Origin of the sequence: Erwinia sp. MMLR14_017, from assembly GCF_033657285.1 — a bacterium.
GTDB lineage: Bacteria > Pseudomonadota > Gammaproteobacteria > Enterobacterales > Enterobacteriaceae > Erwinia.
The window spans coordinates 193008-216733 of record NZ_JAWVWP010000009.1 but is presented as its reverse complement, the minus strand read 5'-3'; the positions used below and the strand labels follow the sequence as shown (position 1 = coordinate 216733).

Annotated in this window: 25 protein-coding genes; 1 reads left to right on the top strand and 24 read right to left on the bottom strand. The window is 57.1% G+C overall.

Annotated elements, in window-relative coordinates:
- Positions 1–203 (bottom strand): hypothetical protein (locus tag SD961_RS15950; RefSeq protein ID WP_318791323.1); only part of this gene is annotated, 203 nt, incomplete at its 3' end.
- Between the two features lie 136 nt (positions 204–339).
- On the opposite strand from SD961_RS15950, the gene SD961_RS15945 reads away from it, so the two are divergent.
- On the top strand, positions 340–606 hold the full coding sequence (locus SD961_RS15945) for a hypothetical protein (RefSeq protein WP_318791322.1): 267 nt from the start codon (positions 340–342) through the stop codon (positions 604–606).
- A 46-nt stretch (positions 607–652) separates the two neighbouring features.
- Here the strand turns inward: SD961_RS15945 and phnE (SD961_RS15940) are convergent, their stop codons facing one another.
- The 23 genes from phnE (SD961_RS15940) to SD961_RS15830 all read right to left on the bottom strand — a co-directional run bounded on the left by phnE (SD961_RS15940) (position 653) and on the right by SD961_RS15830 (position 23725).
- Complete coding sequence (phnE, locus tag SD961_RS15940; RefSeq protein WP_318791321.1) at positions 653–1534, bottom strand: phosphonate ABC transporter, permease protein PhnE; 882 nt, start codon at positions 1532–1534, stop codon at positions 653–655.
- Positions 1531–2400 (bottom strand): phosphonate ABC transporter, permease protein PhnE, encoded by an 870-nt coding sequence (gene phnE / locus SD961_RS15935; protein ID WP_318791320.1) that lies wholly within the window; start codon positions 2398–2400, stop codon positions 1531–1533. The genes phnE (SD961_RS15940) and phnE (SD961_RS15935) overlap by 4 nt, the downstream gene beginning before the upstream one ends.
- A 75-nt stretch (positions 2401–2475) precedes the next feature.
- Positions 2476–3402, bottom strand: coding sequence for a phosphonate ABC transporter substrate-binding protein (gene phnD / locus SD961_RS15930; RefSeq protein WP_318791319.1), 927 nt, complete (start codon positions 3400–3402; stop codon positions 2476–2478).
- 20 nt (positions 3403–3422) lie between these two features.
- On the bottom strand, positions 3423–4256 hold the full coding sequence (phnC, locus tag SD961_RS15925; protein ID WP_318791318.1) for a phosphonate ABC transporter ATP-binding protein: 834 nt from the start codon (positions 4254–4256) through the stop codon (positions 3423–3425).
- Positions 4257–4372: 116 nt separating this feature from the next.
- A complete protein-coding gene (gene phnP / locus SD961_RS15920; RefSeq protein WP_318791317.1) occupies positions 4373–5122 on the bottom strand; it encodes a phosphonate metabolism protein PhnP in 750 nt (249 codons plus the stop codon).
- Between the two features lie 78 nt (positions 5123–5200).
- Positions 5201–5779, bottom strand: a complete 579-nt coding sequence (gene phnN, locus SD961_RS15915) for a ribose 1,5-bisphosphokinase (protein ID WP_318791316.1) — start codon at positions 5777–5779, stop codon at positions 5201–5203.
- On the bottom strand, positions 5779–6915 hold the full coding sequence (gene phnM, locus SD961_RS15910; RefSeq protein WP_318791315.1) for an alpha-D-ribose 1-methylphosphonate 5-triphosphate diphosphatase: 1137 nt from the start codon (positions 6913–6915) through the stop codon (positions 5779–5781). The genes phnN and phnM overlap by 1 nt, the downstream gene beginning before the upstream one ends.
- Positions 6912–7613: a phosphonate C-P lyase system protein PhnL gene (gene phnL / locus SD961_RS15905; RefSeq protein WP_318791314.1), complete on the bottom strand. Its 702-nt coding sequence runs from the start codon at positions 7611–7613 to the stop codon at positions 6912–6914. Before phnL ends, phnM begins: the two co-directional genes overlap by 4 nt.
- A gap of 31 nt (positions 7614–7644) precedes the next feature.
- The gene (gene phnK, locus SD961_RS15900) at positions 7645–8406 is read right to left on the bottom strand and encodes a phosphonate C-P lyase system protein PhnK (protein WP_318791313.1); all 762 of its coding nucleotides are present in this window, start codon (positions 8404–8406) and stop codon (positions 7645–7647) included.
- Complete coding sequence (locus tag SD961_RS15895; RefSeq protein ID WP_318791312.1) at positions 8403–9248, bottom strand: alpha-D-ribose 1-methylphosphonate 5-phosphate C-P-lyase PhnJ; 846 nt, start codon at positions 9246–9248, stop codon at positions 8403–8405. The genes phnK and SD961_RS15895 overlap by 4 nt, the downstream gene beginning before the upstream one ends.
- The gene (locus tag SD961_RS15890) at positions 9241–10314 is read right to left on the bottom strand and encodes a carbon-phosphorus lyase complex subunit PhnI (protein ID WP_318791311.1); all 1074 of its coding nucleotides are present in this window, start codon (positions 10312–10314) and stop codon (positions 9241–9243) included. Before SD961_RS15890 ends, SD961_RS15895 begins: the two co-directional genes overlap by 8 nt.
- Positions 10314–10889 carry a phosphonate C-P lyase system protein PhnH gene (phnH, locus tag SD961_RS15885; RefSeq protein WP_318791310.1) on the bottom strand — a complete coding sequence of 192 codons (576 nt, stop codon included), beginning with the start codon at positions 10887–10889 and terminating at the stop codon, positions 10314–10316. Before phnH ends, SD961_RS15890 begins: the two co-directional genes overlap by 1 nt.
- Complete coding sequence (gene phnG / locus SD961_RS15880) at positions 10889–11335, bottom strand: phosphonate C-P lyase system protein PhnG (RefSeq protein WP_318791309.1); 447 nt, start codon at positions 11333–11335, stop codon at positions 10889–10891. The genes phnH and phnG overlap by 1 nt, the downstream gene beginning before the upstream one ends.
- The gene (gene phnF, locus SD961_RS15875) at positions 11336–12052 is read right to left on the bottom strand and encodes a phosphonate metabolism transcriptional regulator PhnF (RefSeq protein WP_318791308.1); all 717 of its coding nucleotides are present in this window, start codon (positions 12050–12052) and stop codon (positions 11336–11338) included.
- 297 nt (positions 12053–12349) lie between these two features.
- Positions 12350–13195 (bottom strand): oxidoreductase, encoded by an 846-nt coding sequence (locus SD961_RS15870; protein WP_318791307.1) that lies wholly within the window; start codon positions 13193–13195, stop codon positions 12350–12352.
- Between the two features lie 120 nt (positions 13196–13315).
- Positions 13316–15109 (bottom strand): thiamine pyrophosphate-requiring protein, encoded by a 1794-nt coding sequence (locus SD961_RS15865; RefSeq protein WP_318791306.1) that lies wholly within the window; start codon positions 15107–15109, stop codon positions 13316–13318.
- 61 nt (positions 15110–15170) lie between these two features.
- Positions 15171–17156 (bottom strand): hydantoinase B/oxoprolinase family protein, encoded by a 1986-nt coding sequence (locus SD961_RS15860; protein WP_318791305.1) that lies wholly within the window; start codon positions 17154–17156, stop codon positions 15171–15173.
- Positions 17146–19203, bottom strand: a complete 2058-nt coding sequence (locus tag SD961_RS15855; RefSeq protein ID WP_318791304.1) for a hydantoinase/oxoprolinase family protein — start codon at positions 19201–19203, stop codon at positions 17146–17148. Before SD961_RS15855 ends, SD961_RS15860 begins: the two co-directional genes overlap by 11 nt.
- A complete protein-coding gene (locus SD961_RS15850) occupies positions 19200–19667 on the bottom strand; it encodes a GNAT family N-acetyltransferase (protein ID WP_318791303.1) in 468 nt (155 codons plus the stop codon). Before SD961_RS15850 ends, SD961_RS15855 begins: the two co-directional genes overlap by 4 nt.
- Before the next feature lie 180 nt (positions 19668–19847).
- On the bottom strand, positions 19848–20354 hold the full coding sequence (locus SD961_RS15845) for an Lrp/AsnC family transcriptional regulator (protein WP_318791302.1): 507 nt from the start codon (positions 20352–20354) through the stop codon (positions 19848–19850).
- Between the two features lie 134 nt (positions 20355–20488).
- A complete protein-coding gene (gabT, locus tag SD961_RS15840) occupies positions 20489–21805 on the bottom strand; it encodes a 4-aminobutyrate--2-oxoglutarate transaminase (RefSeq protein WP_318791301.1) in 1317 nt (438 codons plus the stop codon).
- Positions 21806–21956: 151 nt separating this feature from the next.
- Complete coding sequence (locus SD961_RS15835) at positions 21957–22883, bottom strand: glyoxylate/hydroxypyruvate reductase A (RefSeq protein ID WP_318791300.1); 927 nt, start codon at positions 22881–22883, stop codon at positions 21957–21959.
- Positions 22883–23725: a GNAT family N-acetyltransferase gene (locus SD961_RS15830; protein WP_318791299.1), complete on the bottom strand. Its 843-nt coding sequence runs from the start codon at positions 23723–23725 to the stop codon at positions 22883–22885. Before SD961_RS15830 ends, SD961_RS15835 begins: the two co-directional genes overlap by 1 nt.
- Between the last annotated feature and the right edge of the window lies 1 nt (position 23726).

Here is a 23726-nt window from a genome sequence, read left to right as displayed (position 1 = left end):
CCCCTCCCTGGGGGCTGCGAAGCGGCGTCCATGCCGCTTAGCTTTTGCTTATCAGCCCCCTCTCCCTTCCCCACAGCATTGGTGTTGCCTGTTACAGAAAACCAAAACCAACTTCCAAAGCCAAAGCCAAAGCCAAAGCCAAAGCCAAAGCCAGCATCAAATCTGGTTTTGACCTGTGTGAACGCCAAACTCACCAACAACACCGAATTCGTTGGGTGGCACCCCGGAGTGCATTAGCCGAGTGTCTGCCGCAGGGATGCGGCAGCCAGGTTTGCGCTAATGCCCCGCAACATATCAAAGTTAACATTTCGCACTACGACGTCCCGGATAACGTGCTTCATGGTGACACCTTTGCACCGATCCGGTTTTGACCTGTGTGAACACCAGACTCCCCAGCAACCCCGAATTCAATGGGTGGCACCACGGAGTACGTTAGCCGAGTGTATGCCGCAGGGATGCGGCATCAAGGTTTGCGCTGATGCCGCGCAACATATCAAAGTTAACATTACGCACTACGGCGTCTCGGCTAACGTGCTCTATGGTGACGCCTTTACACCGAACCCGGTTTTGACCTGTTTGAACGCCAAAATCTACCAGCAACACTAAATTTAACGGGTGCCGCCACTCCACCGACTCCGGTTTTATCTGCACCCTATTCCTGACCAAACAGCGGGATCGCCTTGCCGGTAATATAGCGTTTGCGTAATTTTGCGGAGACGATATCCATCGCCATCACAACCATTACCAGAATCAGGGTAATAAACATCACCACATCCCAATTCCACAAGCGCATATTCTCGGCATAGACCAGACCGACACCGCCCGCACCGACAAAACCCAATACCGCAGCCGATCGGGTGTTGGACTCAATCTGATAGAGACTCAATGCCAGAAATGCCGGGAAGGACTGGGTAAAAATGGCGTAACGATGTTTTTGCAATGAATTCGCTCCCACTGCATTCAGCCCCCTGCCTGGCGAGCGCTCTACCGCCTCGTGCCCTTCCGCATAGAGCTTGCCCAGCAGACCTACATCCTGCATCACAATTGCCAGCACACCAGCCAGCGGCCCCATGCCTACGGCACGCACGAAAATCAGCCCCCAAATCGCCATATCGATACCGCGAAGAATATCAAGCAGACGGCGTATCACCAGCGCCACGGGACGCAGCATTTTGGATGACATCACGTTACGTGCGGCCAGAAACGACAGCGGTAACGCCACCAGCGTGGCGGTAATGGTACCGGCAAAGACAATTGCCAGCGTGATGAAAATTTGATTGAAATAGTAAGCAAACGGCCAGTTTTCCACATCGTGCCAGACAAACATCCGCAGAAAATAACGGCCAATTTGCGAACAGCCCGTGGCTAACTGCGCCCAGGAAATGCCGAACATATTAAAAAAGAAAAGGTAATAAAGCAGCACGGCGGCAGCGACAATGCCAAGCCTGCGCACATAGCGCCGTTGCAAAGAGAACAGCTCGCTGTGCTTCGCTTTCATACTGTTTAAAGAGTCAGAACCGGCTAAGGCGATCATGCTGCTCTCCCCTCCACAACCCAGCGGCGCAGATAGCCGGAAAAAGTATCCAGAAGCGACACCACCACGATAATCAACAACATCGTCATACTTACCTGATCGTAGCGATCCAGCTTGATATTGGTCATCAGCTCCTGACCAATTCCTCCGGCCCCTACCAGTCCGAGAATGGTGGACTGGCGGAAATTCACCTCCAGACGCATAAAGCTGTAAGAGAGAAACACTGGCTTCACCTGCGGCCAGAGCGCAAAGCGCATCCTTTGTAAGGGGCCAGCCCCACAGGAGGCCAGGCCTCGCCCCGGCTTTTCCGATGCACTCTCGATAGCTTCATAGAACAGTTTGGTGAGGCTGCCGATAGTGTGCAGCGCCAGCGCCAGAAAGCCCGGGATCACGCCGATACCAAAGGCCATCACAAACATCACCGCCCAGGCCAGTTCCGGCATGGTGCGTAAAAAGGCCACGGCGGTGCGGATGGCGTAGCGTAGCCAGACCGGGGAGTGAGTATTGTCAGCGGCAAGAAACGCAAGGAACACGGCAGCCATCACCGACAGCAGCGTTGCCGCCAGCGCCAGATTGAGCGTCTCCCAGATTAACGGCAGCTGAATATGCAGCCGGTAACCCCAGTAAGCCAGCGAGCCTTCGGTATGCCCGTCAGCAAACAGCAGATTCCAGTGCAGCACTGGCAGCGTTTCGCCAAGGTAATCAAAAAAATGAGGAAGCGACGTCCAGAGGGTAGTGAGGCTGAATTCGGCGAGATTGCCGGAAGCCAGGTAAAGAGCCAGAAGGATCAGTGACCAGAGGAGCGTATCGCGTTTCTGCCTGCCACGAATTTGCTGATAATAGCGCTCAAACTCAGTGATTTGCATAGGTTAACCGGTTAAGAGTTGAAACAAAAAGAGCGCCTGCTCAGTGACGTGAGTCAGGCGCTCCCGGGCTGCAACTTAGCGCGCGCCCTTAGTCAGTTCACGCTTCATATCAATGATATTCTGGTAATCAGCCACGGTAGCGGGGCCGATATGCTGTGTGCCGCCCATCGCTTTGATAAAGCAGCTGTGGTTCTCTGTATCCAGCTTTTTGATGGCGGCGACCAGCTTAGGTTTGAAATCGGCATCCAGCTTGTTGCTCACCAGTATCGGGCCGTTAGGGATCAGCGGAGATTCCCAGATAATACGGATCTGCTTCATCAAATCGGGGTGATCCATACGGATCATGCGGGTAAACGCCCCGCTGGTGTAACCGGTATTGTAATCGCCAATCATGGAAGCCCAGGTCACTGCGCCTTCAAACTGACCATTCAGTACGCCTGACACGTCCTGTTCATGGCCGCCGGAGAAGGTCACGCTTGAGAAGAAGCCGTTGTACTTATCATCCACGCTGCCGCCAAACTCTTTCCTGAAGGTCTGGTTGGGGATCAGGAAGCCTGAGGTTGAGTCCGGGTCAGCCATCCCGAAAGATTTGCCTTTCAGATCTGACAGCTTCTTATAGGGGCTGTCCGCTTTCACGATAACCACTGAGTGGTAGCCTTTTGATTTATCCGTATCGTCTACCGCAATACCCACAACCTCTACCGCTTTGGGATCTTTGAGGTAGACAGAGGCGTAGGAAGAGGGAGACATGCTCAGCACCATATCCACTTTGCCGCCCAGCAACCCCTGAATAACGCCAGAGTAATCGGAAGAGTTACGTAGTCTGGTATTCGTCCCCAGCTCTTTATCGAAGAAATCCTTTACGCACTGATTATCACCGATCTGCTGCGTGGCGTTCTGTCCCCCCAAAATGCCTAAGTTCAGTTCCTTTGGCGTGGCAGCCTGAGCAAAGCCTGATGCCATTACGCTGGCCAGAAGTGAGGTTAATAATAATTTTTTCATTGCCGGATCCCAAAAAGATCTTAGTTAAAATGCGTCATCTCTTCGCCATACAGCGTATGGAGAAGCTCTTCGGTTAACTGCGACGGATCTCCGTCAAATACGATGCGCCCTTTGGCAATACCAATGGCGCGGGTACAGTACTCTTTCACCAGTTCAACCGAGTGAAGGTTGACCATCACGCTGATGCCGTTGTCACTCACCTGACGCAGGACATCCATAATGCGACGAGTATTTTTCGGATCGAGCGAGGCAACAGGCTCATCGGCCAGCAGAATTTTCGGGTTTTGCATCAACGCACGGCAGATTGCCACACGCTGCATCTGTCCCCCTGAGAGGTTTTCCGCACGCTGCAGCGCCTGCGGTAGCATATTCAGCCACTCCAGCAGGCCAATAGCCCTGGCGCGATCGGCATCCGGGAAGATTTTAAAAAAGGATTTCAGGGTGGAGGTCTGACTGAGACGGCCAAGCAGAACATTGGTGAGCACATCAAGACGCGGAACCAGGCAGAAGTCCTGGAAAATCATGCCGCACTCGCTACGCCATTCGCGCATCTGGCGCGCATTCAGCTCAACGATGTTCTGCTGCTGACCTGATTCGCGATAATTCAGGATCTCGCCCTCTGTTGCAGCAAGGGTACCGTTGAGCACATGCAACAGCGTGGATTTCCCCGCGCCGGAACGTCCGACCACCGCCACCAGCTCCCCGGCGTGCAAATCAAAATTAATCTCCTGCAACACGCGGTTTTGCGCGTTATATGCTTTGCCAAGGCCTCTGACGGCCAGAACTTTTTTCTGCGCCGACCGCAGCATTGTGACCTCAGGAGCGGGGGCCGGTTTTAACAGTGCCTGTGCCATAATCTTTCCCGTAGTGAGTCAGGCGTTACGCCTTGTGCGCCCTATTAACGGCGAGCGCAGTGACGATTTAATGACAGTGGGATGATGAAAAAATGACGCAGGGGTAAGTGACAGCGTCACATTTCCAGCGTTAAACCGTCACTGGCTGCGGCTACGCCTGGCGGCAGTGCATTCTCAGCCAGCCAGTTATCCACCTCATGACCGATATGAGTCAGCCAGGTTTGGCTGGGGGCAAGCTGTTGATGTAAAGCCAGCGCCAGCGAGATGTCGTTGTGGTTTCGCGGCGGCAAGACGCTGGGGGCATAGCTACAGTCGAGAACCAGATGATCGATTCTTCGCTGCTGAAGCCAGTGCAGCGTCTCAACTGGCAGCCCGACGGTATCGGTAAGGTATGCCAGCCTCACGCCCTGATGCTCAATCAGATAGCCGAAGGTGATTTTCGAATGAATAAGCGGCAGCGGCGTAAACAGCAGATCGCCGCAGGGAAGCGGATCAAAAGGTCGCAGGAAAGGTTGAAAGGCGAGCAGGCCGGGATGGCGATAGAGATCGTCACATCCCTCTTCATCGGGCGGACAGTAAACCGGAATTTTGGCTCCCATCCCCCAGCGCAGCGCAAAAAGCCCCTGTACGTGGTCCATATGAAAATGGGTCAGAAAAATGCGGTCCAGCTCGCCCGGCGCAAATTGCTCCTCCAGATGGCACTGTCCCGCATCCAGTAGCGTGGTTTCGCCACCCTGGCGGATTAATGCGCTGGTGGGAGTGCGCCGTCGCGCGGAGTGCTGCTGAGCATCCAGACAGGCTGCGCAATCGCAGCCAAAAACCGGAACCTGGCGGACGTCACCGGTGCCTAAAAAAGTGAACTGCATGATGTTCGGTCTCCCTGCAGCATAATGCTCATTGCTCAGACATCTGCCTGCATAAGCTTATAATGGCCTTTAGCCTGACTACCTGAGGCAGAGCGCTTCCGTTGGCGAACCGGCTTCCCCCTCCGCCTGCTCTGCCAGCAGCGACACCAGCTGATTCAGCGTCTGGCTCAGCGGGCCGTCATTATTCAGCATCGTGCAGGAAGCCGGTGCGCCTTCTGCGGCACGGCGTAGGCGCTGCGCTATCTGCTCCTCTCCTTCCCTGCCGCGCTGCCGCAGACGCTGAGCCAGCACCCCGGGCGACACTTGCAGGCACACAGGCAGCAACTGCGAACCGTAACGCTGTTCAACGGCTGGCAGGTGTAACCGTGACCCGTTCACCACTACGTCAAGATCCTGCGCCAGCCAGAAGTCGATTTCGATGCCCACCGCATAGGCCTGTTGATGCGCCAACCAGTCAATCGCGAACAGCCCTTTTGCGCGCCGCCGACGAAACTCCGCCTCGCTGAGGGCAATATGATTTTCGCCTCCGGCATCAGCAGCCCGGGTAATATAACGATGCGCCACCAGCACGCCTTCTGGTGCGGCTTCACGCAGCGCATCCAGCAGGCTGTCCTTGCCTGAACCGGATGCGCCCATCAGCCAGATGAGCCTGGCCATCAGTAAACGGCCCGCCCTTTCGCCCAGGTTGAGCGCACGTGGACCTGCCCCTGATGGTGATTCACCAACACCAGATCCGCACGCTTGCCCTCCGCTATCACGCCGCGATCGGTCAGGCCGATTGCGCGGGCAGGATTGCTGGTCACCAGTGCTACAGCGGCGGGTAGCTGATAGCCATTGTGCTCGTCGCTGGCGATACGGAACGCCGCATCCAGCAGGCTGGCGGGATAGTAATCAGAAGAAAGAATATCCAGCAGCCCCAGCGCGGCGAGCTGATGCGCCGCGACGTTGCCCGAGTGCGAACCGCCGCGCACAATATTCGGCGCGCCCATCAGCACCTGTAATCCCTGTTCACGGGAAGCGCTTGCCGCCTCCAGCGTGGTGGGAAATTCAGCAATCACGCTGCCCAGGGTTTTAGATTCTTCAACATGCGCCAGCGTGGCGTCGTCATGGCTGGCCAGCGGGATCTGATAGTGGCGACACCAGGCTGAAATCGCCTCACGGTTGGGCTTCGACCAGCGCTCAGCAAAGCGCAGCTGGCTGGACTCAAACTCGTCCATTTGCAGATCGTTAAGGTTGTACTTGCCCTGGAAATAAACGCGGTACTTTTCCAGCGAGGTGTACTGGCGTTGCCCCGGCGAATGGTCCATCAGTGAGACCAGCGACAGCTCTGGCGTCTGCATCAGCTGCTCGAACAGCGGCAGCGTCGAATCATGGGGCAGCTCGCAGCGCAGATGCAGATGATGTTCGGCGCGGTTCAGGCCATGCTGTTCGCTGTAGCGGATGGCATTGATCATCTTTTCCAGATTATCCAGGCGATGGCCACCATCCCGCACGTCGCCTACCCCAATGGCATCCAGCACCGTGGTGATACCGTTGGCAACCATCAGCGCATCGTGACTGCTCATGGCGGAGTGCGCTGGCCAGTCAACTTTTGGACGCGGCGTAAAGAACTTATCAAGGTTATCGGTATGCAGCTCCACCATCCCCGGCATCAGCCAGCCGCCTTCGCCGTCAATGGCCGCCGGCAACTGGCTGGTGGTATCGGAGAAGGCCTGAATAATGCCGTTTTCACAAGCCAGCGAGCCGCTGACCACTTCATTTTCCAGAATCAGTTTGACGTTATTGATGATCATACGGCGCGCTCCGCAAGGGGGTTCATCACATAAAGACGGTTAGCAATCCGCTCCCGGACGGCGTTATCGTGGAAGATGCCAACAATAGCCGCGCCGCGATCGCGAGCCTGTTCAATCAGGCTGACCACCGCGGCGCTGTTGGCGCTGTCCAGCGACGCAGTCGGCTCATCCAGCAGCAGCACCGGATAGTCGGCAATAAAACCGCGGGCGATATTCACCCGCTGCTGCTCGCCACCGGAGAAGGTGGAGGGGGCAAGATCCCACAGGCGGGAAGGCACGTTCAGGCGGCTGAGCAGCGATTTTGCCCGCTCTTCGCTCTCCTGCCGCTCCACGCCGCGCTCACGCAGCGGCTGGGCTACCACATCAAGTGTGGAGATTCGTGGGATCACCCGCAAAAACTGGCTGACCCAGCCGAGCGTGTCACGCCGCAGCGCCAGAATCTGTCGGGCAGGCGCAGCCACCAGATCAACCCACTCCTGCTGGTGTTTAATCCAGATATGCCCCTGGTCCGGCAGATAGTTGGCATAGAGCGAACGCAGCAGCGTGGATTTCCCGCTGCCCGAATGGCCATGCAATACCACGCACTCACCGGCAGAGACTTCCAGGCTGGCGTGCTCCAGCACCGGCAATTCGGCTCCATGCTGGTTGTGAAGCACGAAGGTTTTAGACAAATTTTCGACGCGCAGTTGAAGACTCATGGCAAATTCCTGATTAGGTTGGGCTTTATGCTCAGCCGAGTACTGATGAGACCAGCAGTTGGGTATAGGGGTGGTGCGGATCGTCCAGCACCCGGTCGGTCAGCCCGCTTTCCACCACCTGCCCTTCCTTCATCACCAGCAGACGGTGCGCCAGCAGACGCGCCACGCCCAGATCGTGGGTCACAATCACCACGGCAAGGTTCAGGTCGCGAACCAGGTTGCGCAGCAGATCGAGCAGGCGCGCCTGAACTGACACATCAAGCCCACCGGTTGGCTCATCCATAAATACCAGACGGGGATGGGTCACCAGGTTGCGGGCAATCTGCAGGCGCTGCTGCATGCCGCCGGAGAAGGTGCCTGGCAGGTCATCAATGCGCGACAGCGGAATCTCCACATCCTGCAACCATCGGCCTGCTTTCTCGCGGATGTCGCCGTAATGCCGCTCGCCAACGGCCATCAGGCGTTCACCGATATTGCCGCCCGCTGAGACCTGCGCCCGCAGTCCGTCCATCGGGTACTGGTGCACCACGCCCCATTCGGTGCGCAACAGGCGACGGCGATCGCTTTCACTCCGCGCGTAGAGATCCTGGCCCTGATAAATAATGTTGCCTTGCTGCGGCGCCAGACGGGCAGACAAGGCCTTCAGCAGAGTTGTTTTGCCCGAGCCGGACTCACCGACAATGCCCAGCACCTCGCCCGGAAAGAGTTCAAACGAGACGTCGCTGAAGCCTTTGCCCGGCGCATAGAGATGCGTTAGCTGGTTAACCGCCAGCAGCGGTTGTTCGCTGATCATGCTTGTTGCGCCTCTTGTTGCTGATGGCAGTAATCGGTATCGGAGCAGACAAACAGCCGGGTGCCCTGGTCATCCAGCACCACCTCATCCAGATAGCTGTGGCGGGAGCCGCAAAGTGCGCACGGCTCGGACCACTTCTGCACCGTGAAGGGATGATCGTCAAAATCCAGGCTTTCAACTTTGGTATAAGGCGGTAAGGCATAGATGCGCTTTTCGCGCCCGGCGCCAAACAGCTGCAGGGCTGGCATCATATTCATTTTGGGATTGTCGAATTTCGGGATGGGCGAGGGGTCCATCACGTAGCGATCGTTGACCTTCACCGGGTAGGCGTAGGTGGTGGCGATATGGCCGTAACGGGCAATATCCTCATAGAGTTTCACCTGCATGATGCCGTACTCCTCCAGCGCGTGCATAGTGCGCGTTTCGGTCTCGCGCGGCTCAATAAACCGCAGCGGCTCCGGGATCGGCACCTGGAAAATCAGGATCTGATCCTCAGTCAGCGGCGTTTCCGGTATGCGGTGACGCGTCTGGATCAGCGTGGCATCGACCGTGCGCTCGGTGATGGCCGCACCGCTTACGCGCTGGAAGAACCGCCGGATTGAAACGGCATTGGTGGTATCATCCGCACCCTGATCGATCACTTTCAGCACGTCATGCTCGCCAATCACGCTGGCGGTCAGCTGGATACCGCCGGTTCCCCAGCCGTAAGGCATCGGCATTTCACGTCCGGCAAACGGCACCTGATAACCTGGAAGAGCCACCGCTTTGAGGATCGCCCTGCGGATGGTGCGTTTACTTTGTTCATCAAGGTAGCCGGGGTTATAACCGCTGAGTTCAGTCACGGTGCTTCTCCTGGTATTCGGCACGCAGGCGGTTAAGCAGCTCAACCTCCGCCTGGAAATCAACGTAGTGAGGAAGTTTGAGGTGCGAAACGAAGCCCGCCGCCTCAACATTGTCAGCATGGGAGAGCACGAATTCTTCATCCTGTGCCGGACTGGTGATGCGTTCGCCGTACCGATCTGTTTGCAGCGAGCGATCCACCAGCGCCATCGCCATCGCCTTACGCTCGGCCCGACCGAAAACCAGGCCATAGCCCCGCGTTAAATGCGGCGCTTTATCCTCTGGCGTGGTGAAGCCGTTGACCATCTCACATTCGGTCAGCAGGATTTCGCCAATTTCCAGTGAAAAGCCCAGCTCTTCCGGCTCGATCTCCACCGTGAGATAACCGGTTCTGATCTCGCCAGCAAACGGGTGGTTACGTCCGTAACCGCGCTGGGTTGAATAGCTTAATGCCAGCAGGAAGCCTTCATCGCCGCGCACCAACTGTTGCAAACGGGCAGAGCGCGGAGAGGGATAAGATGGCGGTTCACGCGTAATATCCAGCGGCTCGCTGCCGTCGTCCTCTTCACGCCGGGCCAGTCCTTCACGGGTCATCAGGTCGAACATGTGTGGACAGCGCTCATCCAGCGGCAGTTCAGCACGTGGGGCCTGCGGTGCCTTGCCTTCGGCCAGCAGCGTGAAGTCCAGCAGGCGGTGGGTGTAGTCAAAAGTCGGACCCAATACCTGGCCGCCAGGCAAATCTTTATAAACCGCAGAGATACGGCGCTCCAGGCGCATCTCTTCCGTCTGTAACGGCAGGCTGTCTGCCAGTCGTGGCAGCGTGGTGCGGTAGGCGCGCAGCAGAAAAATGGCCTCGACCAGATCGCCACTCGCCTGTTTGATGGCCAGCGCAGCCAGTTCCCGGTCGTGAATTCCGCCTTCGGTCATCACCCGGTCTACGGCCAGCCCCAGCTGTTGATCGATCTGCTGGCACTGCAGTTCGTTATCTCCACTACCACGGCGCAGGTTTTCCTGTAACTGATGAGCGGAGGCAATCGCCTTTTCGCCCCCTTTAACGGCAACGTACATCAGCAGACCCTCACGTCGGTAGTGCGGGGCAGCGCCATCATGTTTTCGCCGCAGGTGAAGATCAGATCGATCCCCTGAGGAAAGCTGTGCGGACGTTCGCGCAGATAGTGCAGCACGCTTTCCGGCAGCTGAGGCGCAATCGCGCGGGACTCCATCAGCCCTGGTCCGCTCAGGCGCAGCGTCAGGCCGCCGTTAAGGCTGGCGACTTCAATAATTACCGTGGTGCTTTTCTCTGGCGAATGATTGCTGCCCGGCGAGAACTGCTGAATGGCGGTATCAGATTTGGCATGCAGCAGCGCAAAAGGCACATCGGTCTCTTTGCTGACCGGCGCGCCGGTATGAAAACGCAGGTTAGCCAGCAACGCTTCGTTACTCAGCGTGCTGTCGAGGTAAAGCGGCGTTTCACGGTCAACCAAAGTCATCAGCACCGCGGTTGCAGCGGGAGAAGCATTGCCCCAGGCAGGAAGATGCGGCAGCGAAACCATCACGCCTGGCTCGCTCATGGCTTTCAGAATGCGGCGAAAAGCGCGCTGTGCATCCGCAACAGGATGGGCAAAGCTGGCAAGTAAAGTCATTAATTATCTCCCCGGACAAGGGTGAAGAAATCGACGCGGCTGCTGGCTATTTCACGTGCACGCAGGGTGAGTTGCTCCTGGCGGGCGGCGGCCAGCGGCGCAATAATTTTTTGCTGGATCAGTTCTGCGCTGCTGCGCTGCTGCAACAGGGCATCCATCAGGGCGCACAGTTCGGCATGCTCTTTATTGCGGGTAAGGACATAGCTGTATCCGCAAATGCCATCGTCCAGACGCACCACGGCACGGGTTACCGTAGTATCGCCCAGGATAAAGCGGCGACCGGTGCCGCCCATCCTGGCCTGCAGACGCGTCAGGCCAGTTTCTGGCGCACGCAGCCGTTCATAGTGCGGGTGAAGATCCAGCGGCTGCCAGCAGGCCAGCAGCTGAGCTGGCTGGCTGTGGGCCAGTACCGAAAGCCAGCGCTTTCTTGCTTTGATGGGGTCCATCTAGTGCTCCAGCGTCAGTTCAATCATGTCAGCGCGCGTCAGGCTGACGGAGTATTCCGCCACCTTTTGCTCACCGGTGATATTCAGCGTGCGTACGCATAGCAGCGGAGAGTGCAGCGCAACTTCCAGCAGCTTGCTCTCCCTGGCCTGAGCGCGGCGTGCAGTGATTCGGGTTTGTTTGCGAGATAACGACAGCAAGAGATGCTGCTGCATATAGTCGTGCAGCGATCCGCTGCTGAACTGCTGTAAGGTGGGCCACCAGTGCAGATCGGCCAGATAGTGATTAATGACGCAGACCGGCACGCCGTTGACGCGGCGAAGTGTACGCAGATGGATAACCGTCTCTCCCTCCGCAGAACCCAGCGCGGCGGCGATTTCGGCATTACAGGGACGCAGCACCGCCAGCAGCCGCTCGCTGGTGGGATGACTGCCCTGCTCCATCAGGTTCTGGCTGAAGCGCGCCTGCGAGTGCAGCGGATAATTGTAAGGCCGCATCAGCACCAGAATGCCCACGCCCTGCCGCCGCTGCACCAGCCCTTTGCTGACCAGCTCATCTACCGCACGGCGCAGCGTATGGCGGTTAACGGCATAACGTTCTGCCAGCTGCTTTTCAGAAGGCAGATATTCACCGCAGCGATAATGAGTGCTCAGTTCAGTTTCCAACTGGGCGGCAATAGCCTGATATACAGTGGTCGGATGTCTGGACAGGTTCAGCATCTGAAAATCCTCATTCACAGGGAGGCGGCGATGTCGCCGGGGAAAACCGGGCGACCTGACTTTTTCAATGCAGGTATGTTGCAGGCGCAATATGACAGCGGGGTTAAGGCAAGGTGTCCGGGAGATGAATTTGGATTTAGGGTATTGAAGAGCTGGCTCTACATCATCAATCGCAGAATGCGGTATGCCATTTAAAAGTAGCGATCAGGGTTTTCTGAGAGAAGGGTTTTGCCAAGATTTGAAAGCGATAGAGCCGCTTCAGCCCCCTTTCCAGCGGGCAGAGCGGCATTAAAGAAATTATTTCGGAAAATCGGTGCCTACAGTAGTCTCTTTCCACGCTTCTATCTGGCTCAGACGCGCTTTGATTTTGGCGGTAACCGCATCATAGCCCCAGGCTCCCATCACCAGATGACGCGGGGCGTCATGATCTTCCGCAATGGCGATCATCGCCTGAGCAGCCCGTACCGGATCGCCCGCCTGCTTACCGCTGTTTTCCGCCGTCCCTTTCATGCGGGCGGCGGCGGTTTCGGCATAGTCGTCGATCTGGCTTGGGGTCTGATGCAGCGAACGGCCAGCCCAGTCGGTACGGAACGGTCCCGGCTCCACGCAGGTCACCTGGATGCCCAGCGGGCCAACCTCAGCCAGCAGCGAGTCTGACCACCCTTCCACCGCATGCTTGCTGGCCGAATAGTAACCCGAGCCAGGGAAACCGATGATCCCGGCCACCGAAGTGATATTGATGATATGGCCGCTTCCGGCCTTACGCATTGTCGGCAGCACCGCCCGCGTCATGGCAAACAGACCGAAAACATTAGCATCGAACTGAGCACGGATCTCAGCATCTTCCCCCTCCTCCACTGAGGACTGATAACCATATCCGGCATTATTGACCAGCACGTCGATAGTGCCGAATTTCGCCAGCGCTGCGTCAACCCCCTCTTTGATCGTCCCGTTGTCGGTAACGTCAAGCGCCAGCGCCAGCGCGTGCTCTTCCGCACCTGAAACCAAATCTTCCACTTTGGCGAGATCGCGGGCGGTCACCACCACGTTATATTTTTTCTTTATCAGTTCATTTGCCAGTTCGCGGCCAAAGCCCGTTGAGCATCCGGTAATAAACCAGACAGGTTTTTTTTCTGTAGTCATGTCGTTGTCCTCGTTAGGCCTTTGCGCAGTATCAGGCCCGCCCGGCTCAGCGAGTCGGGCGGGCCTTAAAGCATAGATGCCTGCCGCTAAAGGCAGTTTGTCCTTTTGTGCACACTGCGCTTAATGCTTACCTGGCAGAACCTCATTCAGCAGTTGGCTGGCAGTATCGGCCAGGACTTTACCTGCGCCACGATCGCCTTTCGCCATGGAAGCCATAAATGCTTTTGCCTGTTTAAAGGTAATATGCGGCGGGAGCGGCGCGACTTCCGGGTCGGTTTTCACCTCCAGCACTACCGGTCTGTCGGCGGCGAGCGCTTCAGCCCACGCGCTCTGGAGCTGTTCAGGATCATCCACATAGATACCTTTCAGGCCCAGCGATTCCGCAAACTGCGCATAGTGCACATCCGGCACATCCTGACTCGCCTCATAACGGGGGTTGCCCTCCATCACGCGCTGCTCCCAGGTCACCTGATTAAGATCCTGATTATTGAATACGCAGACGATAAGGTGGGGGTTTGCCCACTGCTTCCAGTATTTCTGGATAGTGATCAGCTCAGCCATATTGTTCATCTGCATGGCACCGTCACCTACCAGCGCCACCACAGGTTTGTCCGGCTCGGCAAATTTTGCCGCAATGGCATAGGGTACTGCCGCCCCCATACAGGCCAGACCGCCGGAGAGGGTCGCTCTCTGCCCCTGCTTCACGCGATAATCGCGAGCAAACCAGTTGGCGCAGGAGCCTGAATCAGAGGTGACGATGGCGTTATCCGGCAGCAGCGGTGACATTTCCCAGACAACTCTCTGCGGATTAACCGGCTTAGCGGCAGCCATGGCTCGCTCCTCCATCACCGTCCACCACTCCTGCACCTGACGGGCAATCTCTTCCTGCCACTGACGATCTTCTTTATGCGTCAGCAGGGGAAGCAGCGCACGCAGAGTTTCTGCCGCATCACCGTGCAGATTCACCTCACTGGGATAACGCAGCCCCAACATGGCGGGATCGATATCAATCTGTACCGCTCTGGCCTGGCCCTCTTCCGGCAGAAACTCCGTCCATGGGAAACCAGAGCCGATCATTAACAGGGTATCGCAGGATTCCATCATCTCGGCCGATGGCTTAGTGCCCAGCAGCCCGATAGATCCGGTGACAAAAGGCGCATCGTCCGGCAGCACATCCTTGCCCAGCAGCGCTTTTGCCACCCCTGCACCCAGCAGATTTGCGGCCTGCACCACCTCGACGGCAGCGCCTCTGGCACCAGAGCCAATCAGGATCGCCACGCGCTTCCCGGCGTTCAGCACCTCAGCGGCGCGAGCCAGATCGGCTTCGTAAGGCACCACTCTGGGACGTTGATAACCCACCGCAGAATGGGTGAAGCCGTGAGCATGAGCGGGAGATTCCCAGGGTTCATCCTGGACATCTTTTGGCAGAATAAGCACCGCCACGCCATTTTGCGCCTTAGCAATACGCACGCCACGGTCAACCAGATGCCGCAGCTGCGCGGGTGTGGCGGTTTCCTGAACAAAATTGGCTACGTCAGCAAATACCCGATCCAGGTTCATCTCCTGCTGATAGCTGGCCCCTCGCGCGGTGGTTTCCGCCTGGCCTGCAATCGCCAGTACCGGCGCGTGGTCCATTTTTGCATCATACAGCCCGGTCAGCAGGTGCGTCGCGCCAGGCCCGCCGGTAGAAAGGCAAACACCCAGCTCGCCGGTAAATTTGGCATGGCCTACTGCCATAAAGGCGGCCATCTCTTCGTGACGAACCTGGATAAACTCGATGCCTTCACCGCGCTTTTCCGCACGCTGGAGCGCGCCAAGCACGCCGTTTATGCCGTCTCCGGGATAGCCATAAATACGGGTCACGCCCCACGCTTTCAGACGTTCAACAAAAAAATCGCTGGTTTTGGTGCTCATTATTAGCCTCCAGTTTTCAGGTTCAGGCTAATAAGGATAGATGACAAAATTGCCTTGCGGGTTAAATGGGTTCTCCCTGCAGGGCGGGAAAACGCGCAAGCAACGCCTTAAAAAGCCTGTCCATCTGCTCCTCAACCGGTAAATCAGCCAGTTCTCCTGCCGCTACCGCTGCGAAAATTTGATGCTTGAGAAAGTGACGCCAGACGATGGGCCGGCCAGCCAGAAACGAGGTCATAAGGCGATAGCGCTGCTGCGTCCACAGGGCCTCAAACGCACGTCTTGCCGGTCCGATATCGAAATGTTCCGCAGCGGTTTCTGGCATGGCTGCGCGCAGTCTTGCCGTTTCGACGGGGTCTGTCTCTCCCTGGACGATCGCCACGCCGTAGTCATTACGGGCAGCGGCCAGCGAGACAAACCCACACTTCACATCGTTAAGCACTGCCGCTGGCCGACGGTTTCTGGCCAATCCATACCCTCCCGCGCCCGGCCCTTTTACCGTGACCACATCGCCAGGCCCGCAGTGGATCACATCCGTATTGCCGTGCTCCGTTATTTTTCCTTCCGCACTTTGCGTGCGGAACCAGGAGAGCGAGCCCGATTTTCCACCCAACGTTCCGGCAGAGGCAAATACAGATCGGTTGCGGTTACGTGCGGTAATGGTGGTGTTAGGGGTAAACACTTTGAACACCATTTCGGTAGCCAGGCCCCCCCGATATTCACCAGCACCGGCACTGTCGCAGGCAAGGCCATAACGCAGGAACTGCACGGGCACTTCCGCTTCATTGATCTCAATCGGGGTATTTTTCAGGAAAGCAGAGAGGCCGCCGGAACCTTCTGGTCCATCATGGTCAGGTGTGCCGCCTGAGCCGCCACCGACCGGCCCCAGCGAGGCGACCACCGTGCGGTTGTGTCGGTCAACGGTACGGATATTCATAATGGCATTACCGCCTGGGGAGTTGGCGGGAAGCCTGTCGGGCATGGCCAGAGAGAAGGCGCCCAGCGTGGCGATTTGCGACATTGCGCAGGTCAGTGAACGCATGCCTACTGCAGCCGGAGCTTCACAGTTCATGATGGTTCCGGGAGGTAAAATTGCCCGGGTTGGTCGCAACGTTCCGGCGTTGAGCAGCAGCTTACGATCCAGCGTTGAGAGCACATAGGTCACACCAACCAGCGCCAACGGATGGCGCTCGCGTCCGCCGGTAGGCATATTGAGCGATGACATCAGTTGGGGATCGCTACCCGTATAATCCAGTTCAAGCTGCTCTCCTTTCACGCGCAGCGTCACGGCTATCCGGCAAGGGTAGCCTCCCTCACTGTCTTCATCGGCGTAATCGGCATAAAAATAGTCCCCATCGGGGATGGTGGCGATAACTGCTCTGGCCTGTTTTTCGGCATAATCCAGGATCCCTTCAATGCCACTAAGGAAATCCACTACGCCAAAGCGCGCGATAATCTCGTGAACTTTGCGCTCGCCGATATTCACAGAGGCGATCTGCGCATTGAAGTCGCCCCAGTTCTGCTCCGCAGCCCGCACGTTCAGCCGCATGATCTTCGCCACCTCTTTATTCAGTTTGCCGCCGGTAATAATTTTCAGCGGTGGAATGCGTATGCCTTCCTGCACAATATCGGTTAACGAGCGGGAAAGAGAGGCTGGCACCGCGCCGCCGACGTCGGTGTTGTGGATATGACCCACCACAAAACAGACGATTTCCCCGTCGTGAAATACCGGTTTCCAGATATGAATATCGGGTGAATGCGTGGCCACGTTACCGGCATAAGAATCATTGGTTATGCAGATATCTCCCTGCTGATAGCTGTCGATAAGCGTCAACACCGGGCCGTAATCAATTCCGCTGTACCAGGGCGCACCAAAGCTGCGCGGCGAGGCGAACGCCATCCCGCTGCGGCTGACGATCTGACAGGAGAAATCTTCGGTCTCTTTCACGAAGGTGGAGTGCGCGGTGCGCATCAGGGTAAAGGCCATCGCATCGGCAGCGGCGGCACAGTAGTTGGCAAGGATTTGCAGATTACGTCCATCAATAGCCATTTGTCGCCTCCCACGGCGTGATAAGAAGGTTGCCGAAGCGGTCTACCTCTACAGTCATCTCCGGTGGCACACAGGTGGTGCAATCATCCTGCAGCACGATGGCTGGCCCGGGGAAGTGATGTCCTGCCGCCAACGTGGCGCGAGAGATCACTTTCACCTGCCACCAGCGCCCATCCAGCCAGGCTTCCACCTGTTGCAGCACCTCGACCGGACCAGTCGCTGCCGCCAGCGTCACCAATGCCGGTTTTGGCGTTGGGGAGGTAATTACCAGTCGTAACGCAATGAGCTGGACGCCAGCCTCAGGATCGTGATGACCAAACATCCGCTGATGATGAGCATGAAAAGCGGCGCTCAGGGCAGCGGTATCGCCTTTCATCAGCCATGCTGGTTCCAGCGGCACATCAATCTCAAACGACTGCCCCCGGTAGCGCATTTCAGCCGAGAAGCTCAGGGTATGCGGCAGGCCAACACTATACTCCTCCTCCAGCCAGGCCTCTGCTTCCTGGTGCAGCAGCGCAGCTTTCTCAGCCAGTTCAGCAGCCACAGCAGGCTTGAGATCGCAGTAAAGCGTGCGGATAAAATCGTTTTTCAGATCCGCCACCAGTCCGCCCAGCGCGGAGAGCACGCCCGGAGTTGGCGGCACGACGACGCCCTTCATATTCAGTTCACGGGCCAGGAAGCAGCCCATCATCGGACCGGCCCCGCCGAAGGCCAGGAACCAAAACTCCCGGGGATCCAGGCCAAAGCGTGACAGCAGCCCACTGGTATCGCTGTACATACTGGAGACGGCCAGCGCGATGATATTCTCTGCTGCTTCTTCCAGCGTAATACCCAGCGGTTCGGCCAGCACTCTGACCGCCGCCCGGGCGGCGGCCACATCGACCTGCACGGCGTTATAGCCCAGATCGCCATGACCAATCAGACCGCAGGCGGCAAAGGCATCGGTGGCCGTAGCCTGCGTTCCGCCACGCTGAAAGCAGACCGGTCCCGGCAGCGATCCCGCGCTGTCCGGGCCTACCTGCAATACGCCGAGCGAATCGATCCAGGCCAGCGAGCCGCCACCCTGCCCCACCGACGTCACGGAGACGGAGGGAATATAGATAGGAAAATCACCGATAATTTCGCCGGTGCCATATTCTGGCTTGCCGTTGATGATCACCGCCACGTCCGCGCTGGTGCCGCCAATATCCAGGCTCAGCAATTTATCGAAGCCGCAGGTTTCTGCCAGATAACTGGCTCCTGTCACTCCGGAAGCGGTCCCCGAAAGCACCATCTGCACGCACTCTGCTTTTGCCTGCGCCACGCTCATCACTCCGCCGTTAGACTTAGTAATTCGCGGCGGCACCGTGACTCCCCGCTCCTTCAGGGCAAGTTCGAATGCCTGCAGATAACGGATAACCAGGGGCTGAACGTAAGCGTTAATCGTGGCGGTGATGGTACGTTCATACTCCCGGATAATGGGCCAGATCTCTGCAGAGCAGGAGATCAACAGTTCGGGCGCCACTTCGGCGACGATCTCCCGCACCGCCCGTTCATTGCTGCCATTGCGGTAACTGTGGAGAAAGGCGATGACAATACCGACGCAACCCGCTGCCCGGGCATTTTCTACAGCCGCCAGCACGCTTTCGCGCTGCGGCGGCTGGAGAACAGTCCCGTCACGATCGGTTCTTTCCGTTACCGGAAAGACGCGATCGCGCGGGATCAACGGCACCGGCCTGCGAGAGAAAAGATCGTGGATATGGGGGATTTTCAGCCTGGCCAGCTCCAGCACATCGCTGAACCCTTCAGTGGTAAACAGCGCCAGCCTCACCCCTTTACGCTGGATCACCGCATTAACACCTACCGTGGTGCCATGCGTGAAATAGCTTATCTCCTGTGGATTAATGCCATCCCGCTGCTGAAATGCCATGAGTCCGGTCGCGATTTCACTGCCCGGACTGTCAGGCCGCGAGAGTACTTTCAGCGTTCTGATGGTGTTATCCCGCTCATCCAGCACCGCGAAATCGGTGAAGGAACCCCCAATATCCACACCAATCCGATAACTCATGGCGCCACCTCGTTTGCCGTGGGGCGGAACTCCATAAGCCGGTTCGGCTCGGTAACCGCCTGCCAGCCAGCGCGTTGATAAATCGCATGGGCATCATCAGTCGCCAGCATCCAGCGCTTCACGCCGGACAGCTCAGGATGCTGCGTGACGCAGCGGGCGAACCACTGTCCCAGCCCTTTACCCCGATGCTCCGGGGCAATAATCACGTCACTGAGATAGGCGAAACGGGCATAATCGGTGATCAGCCGCCCAAAGCCTACCTGCTGCTGCTGCGTATAAAGTCCAAAGGGCAGCGAACAAGCCAGCGTGCGCAGCGTGGTCTCCTTCGACTGATCCTTAGCCCAGTAACAGTGTTGAGAAAGCTGGTGATGTACCCAGTCCACCTCAAGTAAACCAGGATCGGTACTCAACAGGTAGTCGTCACGCTGCCAGCTGGCAGGAGGGGGAACAAATGGCGGGATCATGGTAGCTCCTGATTCGGTTTATCACGGAATAACATGAGTTTAAAGCGAAGCGGGATCGTGTCAGAGGTGAAGTCCGGGGAATGGCAGCGTATTTATGGCGAAATTAGCGGGGAAATGACATTTTCTGCCGGAGAGGGCAGTAAGGACGCAGAGGTAAAATTGCTTCACCTCTCGCCGTAATTAATATTCGACCTGGGTATGACGGGCAATCAGCGAACGCAGCGGAACGCTGCTTTTAACAATTGGCGACTTGATCACGATGTAGCTGAAATATTTGTCGATACCCACTTTGGCATCCAGTAAACCTTCAATCACTTCCTGATAGTGTTCAATACTGCGGGTAATAAAGCGCAGCAGATAGTCATAGCCGCCGGTAATCAAGTGGCACTCCATCAGTTCGTCCACCTCGCGGATCGTCCCTTCAAACCGCATAAAGTCCTCGCGCCGGTGCCCGGCCAGCGTGACTTCAGTGAATACGGTGACCGAATCGGTGATTTTCGTCAGATTAATATGCGCTTCATAACCGGTAATAAACCCGGCAGTTTCCAGTCGCTTGACGCGCTGCAGGCAGGGGCTGGGAGAGAGGCCAACGGCATCGGCCAGGTTCACATTGCTGATGCGGCCATCTTTTTGCAACTGCACCAGGATGTTGATATCGATACGATCCAGTTTCATTAAACCATTCATATTACCCCCTCACATTCTGCTACCCGATGAGGATGGTATAGCACGCTTCCCGTCCGCGGCGCCAGCGTTTTACCGTGCTATACCTTCCGGCCATATTATCAATAACCGTAATAATATCAATGAGGAAGCACTATTCAGCCTAACCGACCCGTCGCACGGGCCAGGGCGATATCGAAGATATGCAGCGCTTCTTCCAGCTGTGAATCACTGGTCACCAGCGGCGCCAGGAAACGGATGGTATTGCGCTGCACGCCGCACTTAATCAACAGCAGCCCTTCCTGGCAGGCGCAGTCGAGAATTTTTTGCGTCAGCGCCGCATCAGGCTGCCTGGTTTCGAAATCGATAATCTCTACGGCTTGCATCAGGCCAATGCCCCGTACATCGCCAATACAGGCATATTTATCGCTTAACTGCTGCAAACGTGCATTAAGTTGCTGCCCCAGGTGGTTAGCCCTCTCCAGCAGATCGCCATGCTCCAGCAGGTCCAGCACCGCCAGTGCAGCCGCGCAGGCCAGCGCGTTACCCCCGTAGGTTCCCCCCAGCCCGCCTGGAGTAGGTGATTCCATAATCTCTGCTTTCCCCACCACGCCAGAAATCGGCAGGCCGCCGCCCAGGCTTTTCGCTACGGTCACCAGGTCCGGCACGATTCCGGTATGCTGGAAGCCAAACATCTTGCCGGTACGGCCAAAACCGGTTTGCACCTCATCACAAATCAGCAAAATGCCGTGCCGGGAAGTAATGTCACGCAGCGCCTGCATAAACGCCGGGGAAGCTGGCAGGAAACCTCCATCACCCTGCACCGGCTCAATAATGATCGCCGCGACACGCTCCGGCAGAATTTGCACCGCAAAAAGGGTATCCAGCGCTTTCAGGCAATCTGCTTCGGAAATCCCATGAAACGCATTCGGGAAAGGAACGCGATAGATATCGCCAGGGAATGGCCCGAAGTTTTGTTTGTAAGGCTGGCTCATGCCGGTCAGCGTGCAGCCCAGTAATGTGCGGCCATGGAAAGCGCCATCAAAGGCGATAATGCCTGGTCGGTTGGTCGAGGAACGGGCAATTTTAACCGCATTTTCGACTGCTTCTGCGCCGCTGGTAAAAAAGACGCTTTTAAAATTCTCACCGGCACCCACCAGCTTATTCAGCCTCTTTGCCAGCTCAATATAAGCGGGATAGGCAGCGACCTGAAAGCAGGCGTGAGAAACCTGCTGAAGCTGTTCGGTGACGGCAGCAACTACCGCCGGATGGCTGTGGCCCACGTTAAGCACGCCAATGCCCGCCACAAAATCGAGATAGCGGTTACCCTCCACGTCCCAGACTTCCGAGCCTTTTCCTTTGGCAATAACAATCGGGTGGGCGGTTACAATTCCGCGTGGAATATGCTCCTCACGGGCATCAAGAAATAACGCGTTGTCAGAAAATGTCTGCTGCTCTGCCAGTAAATTGTGCATCTTTGTTCCTCATCGATAGAACGATAACAGGGGTCAAGTATCGCAATAAGCCTTTTTATCTCGCTGCCGTAATAGCGTCGGCAGCAGCATTAACTGTTGAAAAGCGTGGTAATCCATGGGGTAAATTTTTGGCGTCAAAGGGAACGACGTCTCAATAACCTTTTTCCCTGTCAACCAGGCCAATCAGTTTTTCTCCCCGCTCATAGCGACGGATATTCTCCAGCAGGGCAAGAACCGCACTTTCGGGCTGCGTCTGGCTGGCAATATGCGGCGTCAGCCAGATGCCCGGATGTGACCAGAAAGGATGCCCGGCGGACAGCGGTTCTGGTGAGGTGACGTCAAGCACTGCGGCGCTGAGTTGACCACTCTCTAGCGCATCCAGCAGATGCTGCTGGTTAAGATGCTTTCCGCGCCCCACCTGTATCAGAGCGGCGCCCTCAGGCAGCTGGCTGAACAGGGAGGCATTAAGGATACCTTCGGTTGCGGCCGTCAGCGGCAGCAGACAGATCAGGATATCGGTGCGCGCCAGAAAAGCCTCCAGGCGCTCCTCACCCGCAAAACTCCTGACGCCTGCAATCGCTTTGTGCGTGCGGCTCCAGCCTGCGCAATCAAACCCCAGTTGCACTAGCGGTTTCAGCGCCGCTTCGCCAAGCTCGCCAACGCCCATCACGCCCACCCGGCAACGGGAAGCTGGCTGGCTGGCGTGCTCATGCCAGATCTGCTGTCGCTGCTGATGCAGATAACGCGGCATCTGCCGGTGCAGTCCCAGAACGGCGAAGGTGACATACTCCACCATGCCGCTGGTCAGCCCCGGTTCAATCATCCGCACCACCGGGAGATCAGGTGGCAAAGCCGCGTAATCAAACTGATCGGCTCCTGCGCCTACCGAGAACAGAACTTTGAGGTTGGGAAACTGCTGCCGGAGATTTTCCGGCGGTTGCCAGGCGACCAGGTACTCCACCTCTTCCGGGTTACCGGTGTCTGGCCACTGACAAAAGCTCACCTCTGGAGCCAGCGTTGCCAGAAGTTTTGCCCAGACGGCACCGCGCTCCGGGGAAGATTTATAGACGATATTCATCAGGCCATCGCCTGGGACATCAGCCCGTAGGCCAGCATACCGTTGGGCTGCCAGGGTACGCCTTTAATCATGGTGACGGGCCCGTCCACTTCGGTCAGGCCCAGCGTATTAAGCCAGTCGCCCAGCCCATATTCGCTGTCGGTATCAATGCGCACAAACTCGCCTTTAAGTCCGGCCAGCAGTGATGAGACCAGCACTTTCGCGCATGCTAAATTGCGGCAGATAATGGGGCCGATGGCAAAACCGTGCCCGAAACGCCGCAAACAGGCAAAACCCACAACTTGGTCCTGCTCTTCCAGCACTACAATGCGCTCGGCGCTTTCTGACAAGTTCGCGATCAGTTCAGGACGGTGCTGGCCGTGAGCCTGCTGATCCAGCTTAACCAGCTGCTCAAGGTCATCCTGCGTTGCGGCTCGCAACTGTTGCCCCTGCTCCGGCGGCAATGGATAAATTTCACCCAGTTCGCGGCACTGATGCTGTTCAATATGGCCTGCTGCCACAAAGCCGAGTTTTTCGTAAAGCGGCTTGCCCATTTCGGTAGCATGTAGGCGAACCGTGCTACCCTCCAGCTTCTCCAGCATCGTCTGCATCAGTTGCTTGCCAATGCCTTTCCCCTGCGCCTCATCGGCCACAATGACCAGCCCGAGCGAAGCGTAATGCCCGCCCCAGCGCCAGAAGATTGCCGTACCGAGAACCCTGCCTTCCTGCTCGGCAATCACGCCTTCTCCCAACCGCAATGCCTGCTGCCAGTCCGCGAGTTGGTGCGGCCACCTGAGGTTCTGCGTCAGAGCAAAGGCCTGATCAAGATGCGATTCCTGCATCGGTTTTATCTGGATAGTCATC

Bases quoted from the DNA above. Each gene is read 5' to 3' on its own strand.
- SD961_RS15945 (WP_318791322.1), top strand. From the start codon at position 340: ATGGTGACACCTTTGCACCGATCCGGTTTTGACCTGTGTGAACACCAG.
- phnE (WP_318791321.1), bottom strand. From the start codon at position 1,534: ATGATCGCCTTAGCCGGTTCTGACTCTTTAAACAGTATGAAAGCGAAG.
- phnE (WP_318791320.1), bottom strand. From the start codon at position 2,400: ATGCAAATCACTGAGTTTGAGCGCTATTATCAGCAAATTCGTGGCAGG.
- phnD (WP_318791319.1), bottom strand. From the start codon at position 3,402: ATGAAAAAATTATTATTAACCTCACTTCTGGCCAGCGTAATGGCATCA.
- phnC (WP_318791318.1), bottom strand. From the start codon at position 4,256: ATGGCACAGGCACTGTTAAAACCGGCCCCCGCTCCTGAGGTCACAATG.
- phnP (WP_318791317.1), bottom strand. From the start codon at position 5,122: ATGCAGTTCACTTTTTTAGGCACCGGTGACGTCCGCCAGGTTCCGGTT.
- phnN (WP_318791316.1), bottom strand. From the start codon at position 5,779: ATGGCCAGGCTCATCTGGCTGATGGGCGCATCCGGTTCAGGCAAGGAC.
- phnM (WP_318791315.1), bottom strand. From the start codon at position 6,915: ATGATCATCAATAACGTCAAACTGATTCTGGAAAATGAAGTGGTCAGC.
- phnL (WP_318791314.1), bottom strand. From the start codon at position 7,613: ATGAGTCTTCAACTGCGCGTCGAAAATTTGTCTAAAACCTTCGTGCTT.
- phnK (WP_318791313.1), bottom strand. From the start codon at position 8,406: ATGATCAGCGAACAACCGCTGCTGGCGGTTAACCAGCTAACGCATCTC.
- SD961_RS15890 (WP_318791311.1), bottom strand. From the start codon at position 10,314: ATGTACGTTGCCGTTAAAGGGGGCGAAAAGGCGATTGCCTCCGCTCAT.
- phnH (WP_318791310.1), bottom strand. From the start codon at position 10,889: ATGACTTTACTTGCCAGCTTTGCCCATCCTGTTGCGGATGCACAGCGC.
- phnG (WP_318791309.1), bottom strand. From the start codon at position 11,335: ATGGACCCCATCAAAGCAAGAAAGCGCTGGCTTTCGGTACTGGCCCAC.
- phnF (WP_318791308.1), bottom strand. From the start codon at position 12,052: ATGCTGAACCTGTCCAGACATCCGACCACTGTATATCAGGCTATTGCC.
- SD961_RS15870 (WP_318791307.1), bottom strand. From the start codon at position 13,195: ATGACTACAGAAAAAAAACCTGTCTGGTTTATTACCGGATGCTCAACG.
- SD961_RS15865 (WP_318791306.1), bottom strand. From the start codon at position 15,109: ATGAGCACCAAAACCAGCGATTTTTTTGTTGAACGTCTGAAAGCGTGG.
- SD961_RS15860 (WP_318791305.1), bottom strand. From the start codon at position 17,156: ATGGCTATTGATGGACGTAATCTGCAAATCCTTGCCAACTACTGTGCC.
- SD961_RS15855 (WP_318791304.1), bottom strand. From the start codon at position 19,203: ATGAGTTATCGGATTGGTGTGGATATTGGGGGTTCCTTCACCGATTTC.
- SD961_RS15850 (WP_318791303.1), bottom strand. From the start codon at position 19,667: ATGATCCCGCCATTTGTTCCCCCTCCTGCCAGCTGGCAGCGTGACGAC.
- SD961_RS15845 (WP_318791302.1), bottom strand. From the start codon at position 20,354: ATGAATGGTTTAATGAAACTGGATCGTATCGATATCAACATCCTGGTG.
- gabT (WP_318791301.1), bottom strand. From the start codon at position 21,805: ATGCACAATTTACTGGCAGAGCAGCAGACATTTTCTGACAACGCGTTA.
- SD961_RS15835 (WP_318791300.1), bottom strand. From the start codon at position 22,883: ATGAATATCGTCTATAAATCTTCCCCGGAGCGCGGTGCCGTCTGGGCA.
- SD961_RS15830 (WP_318791299.1), bottom strand. From the start codon at position 23,725: ATGACTATCCAGATAAAACCGATGCAGGAATCGCATCTTGATCAGGCC.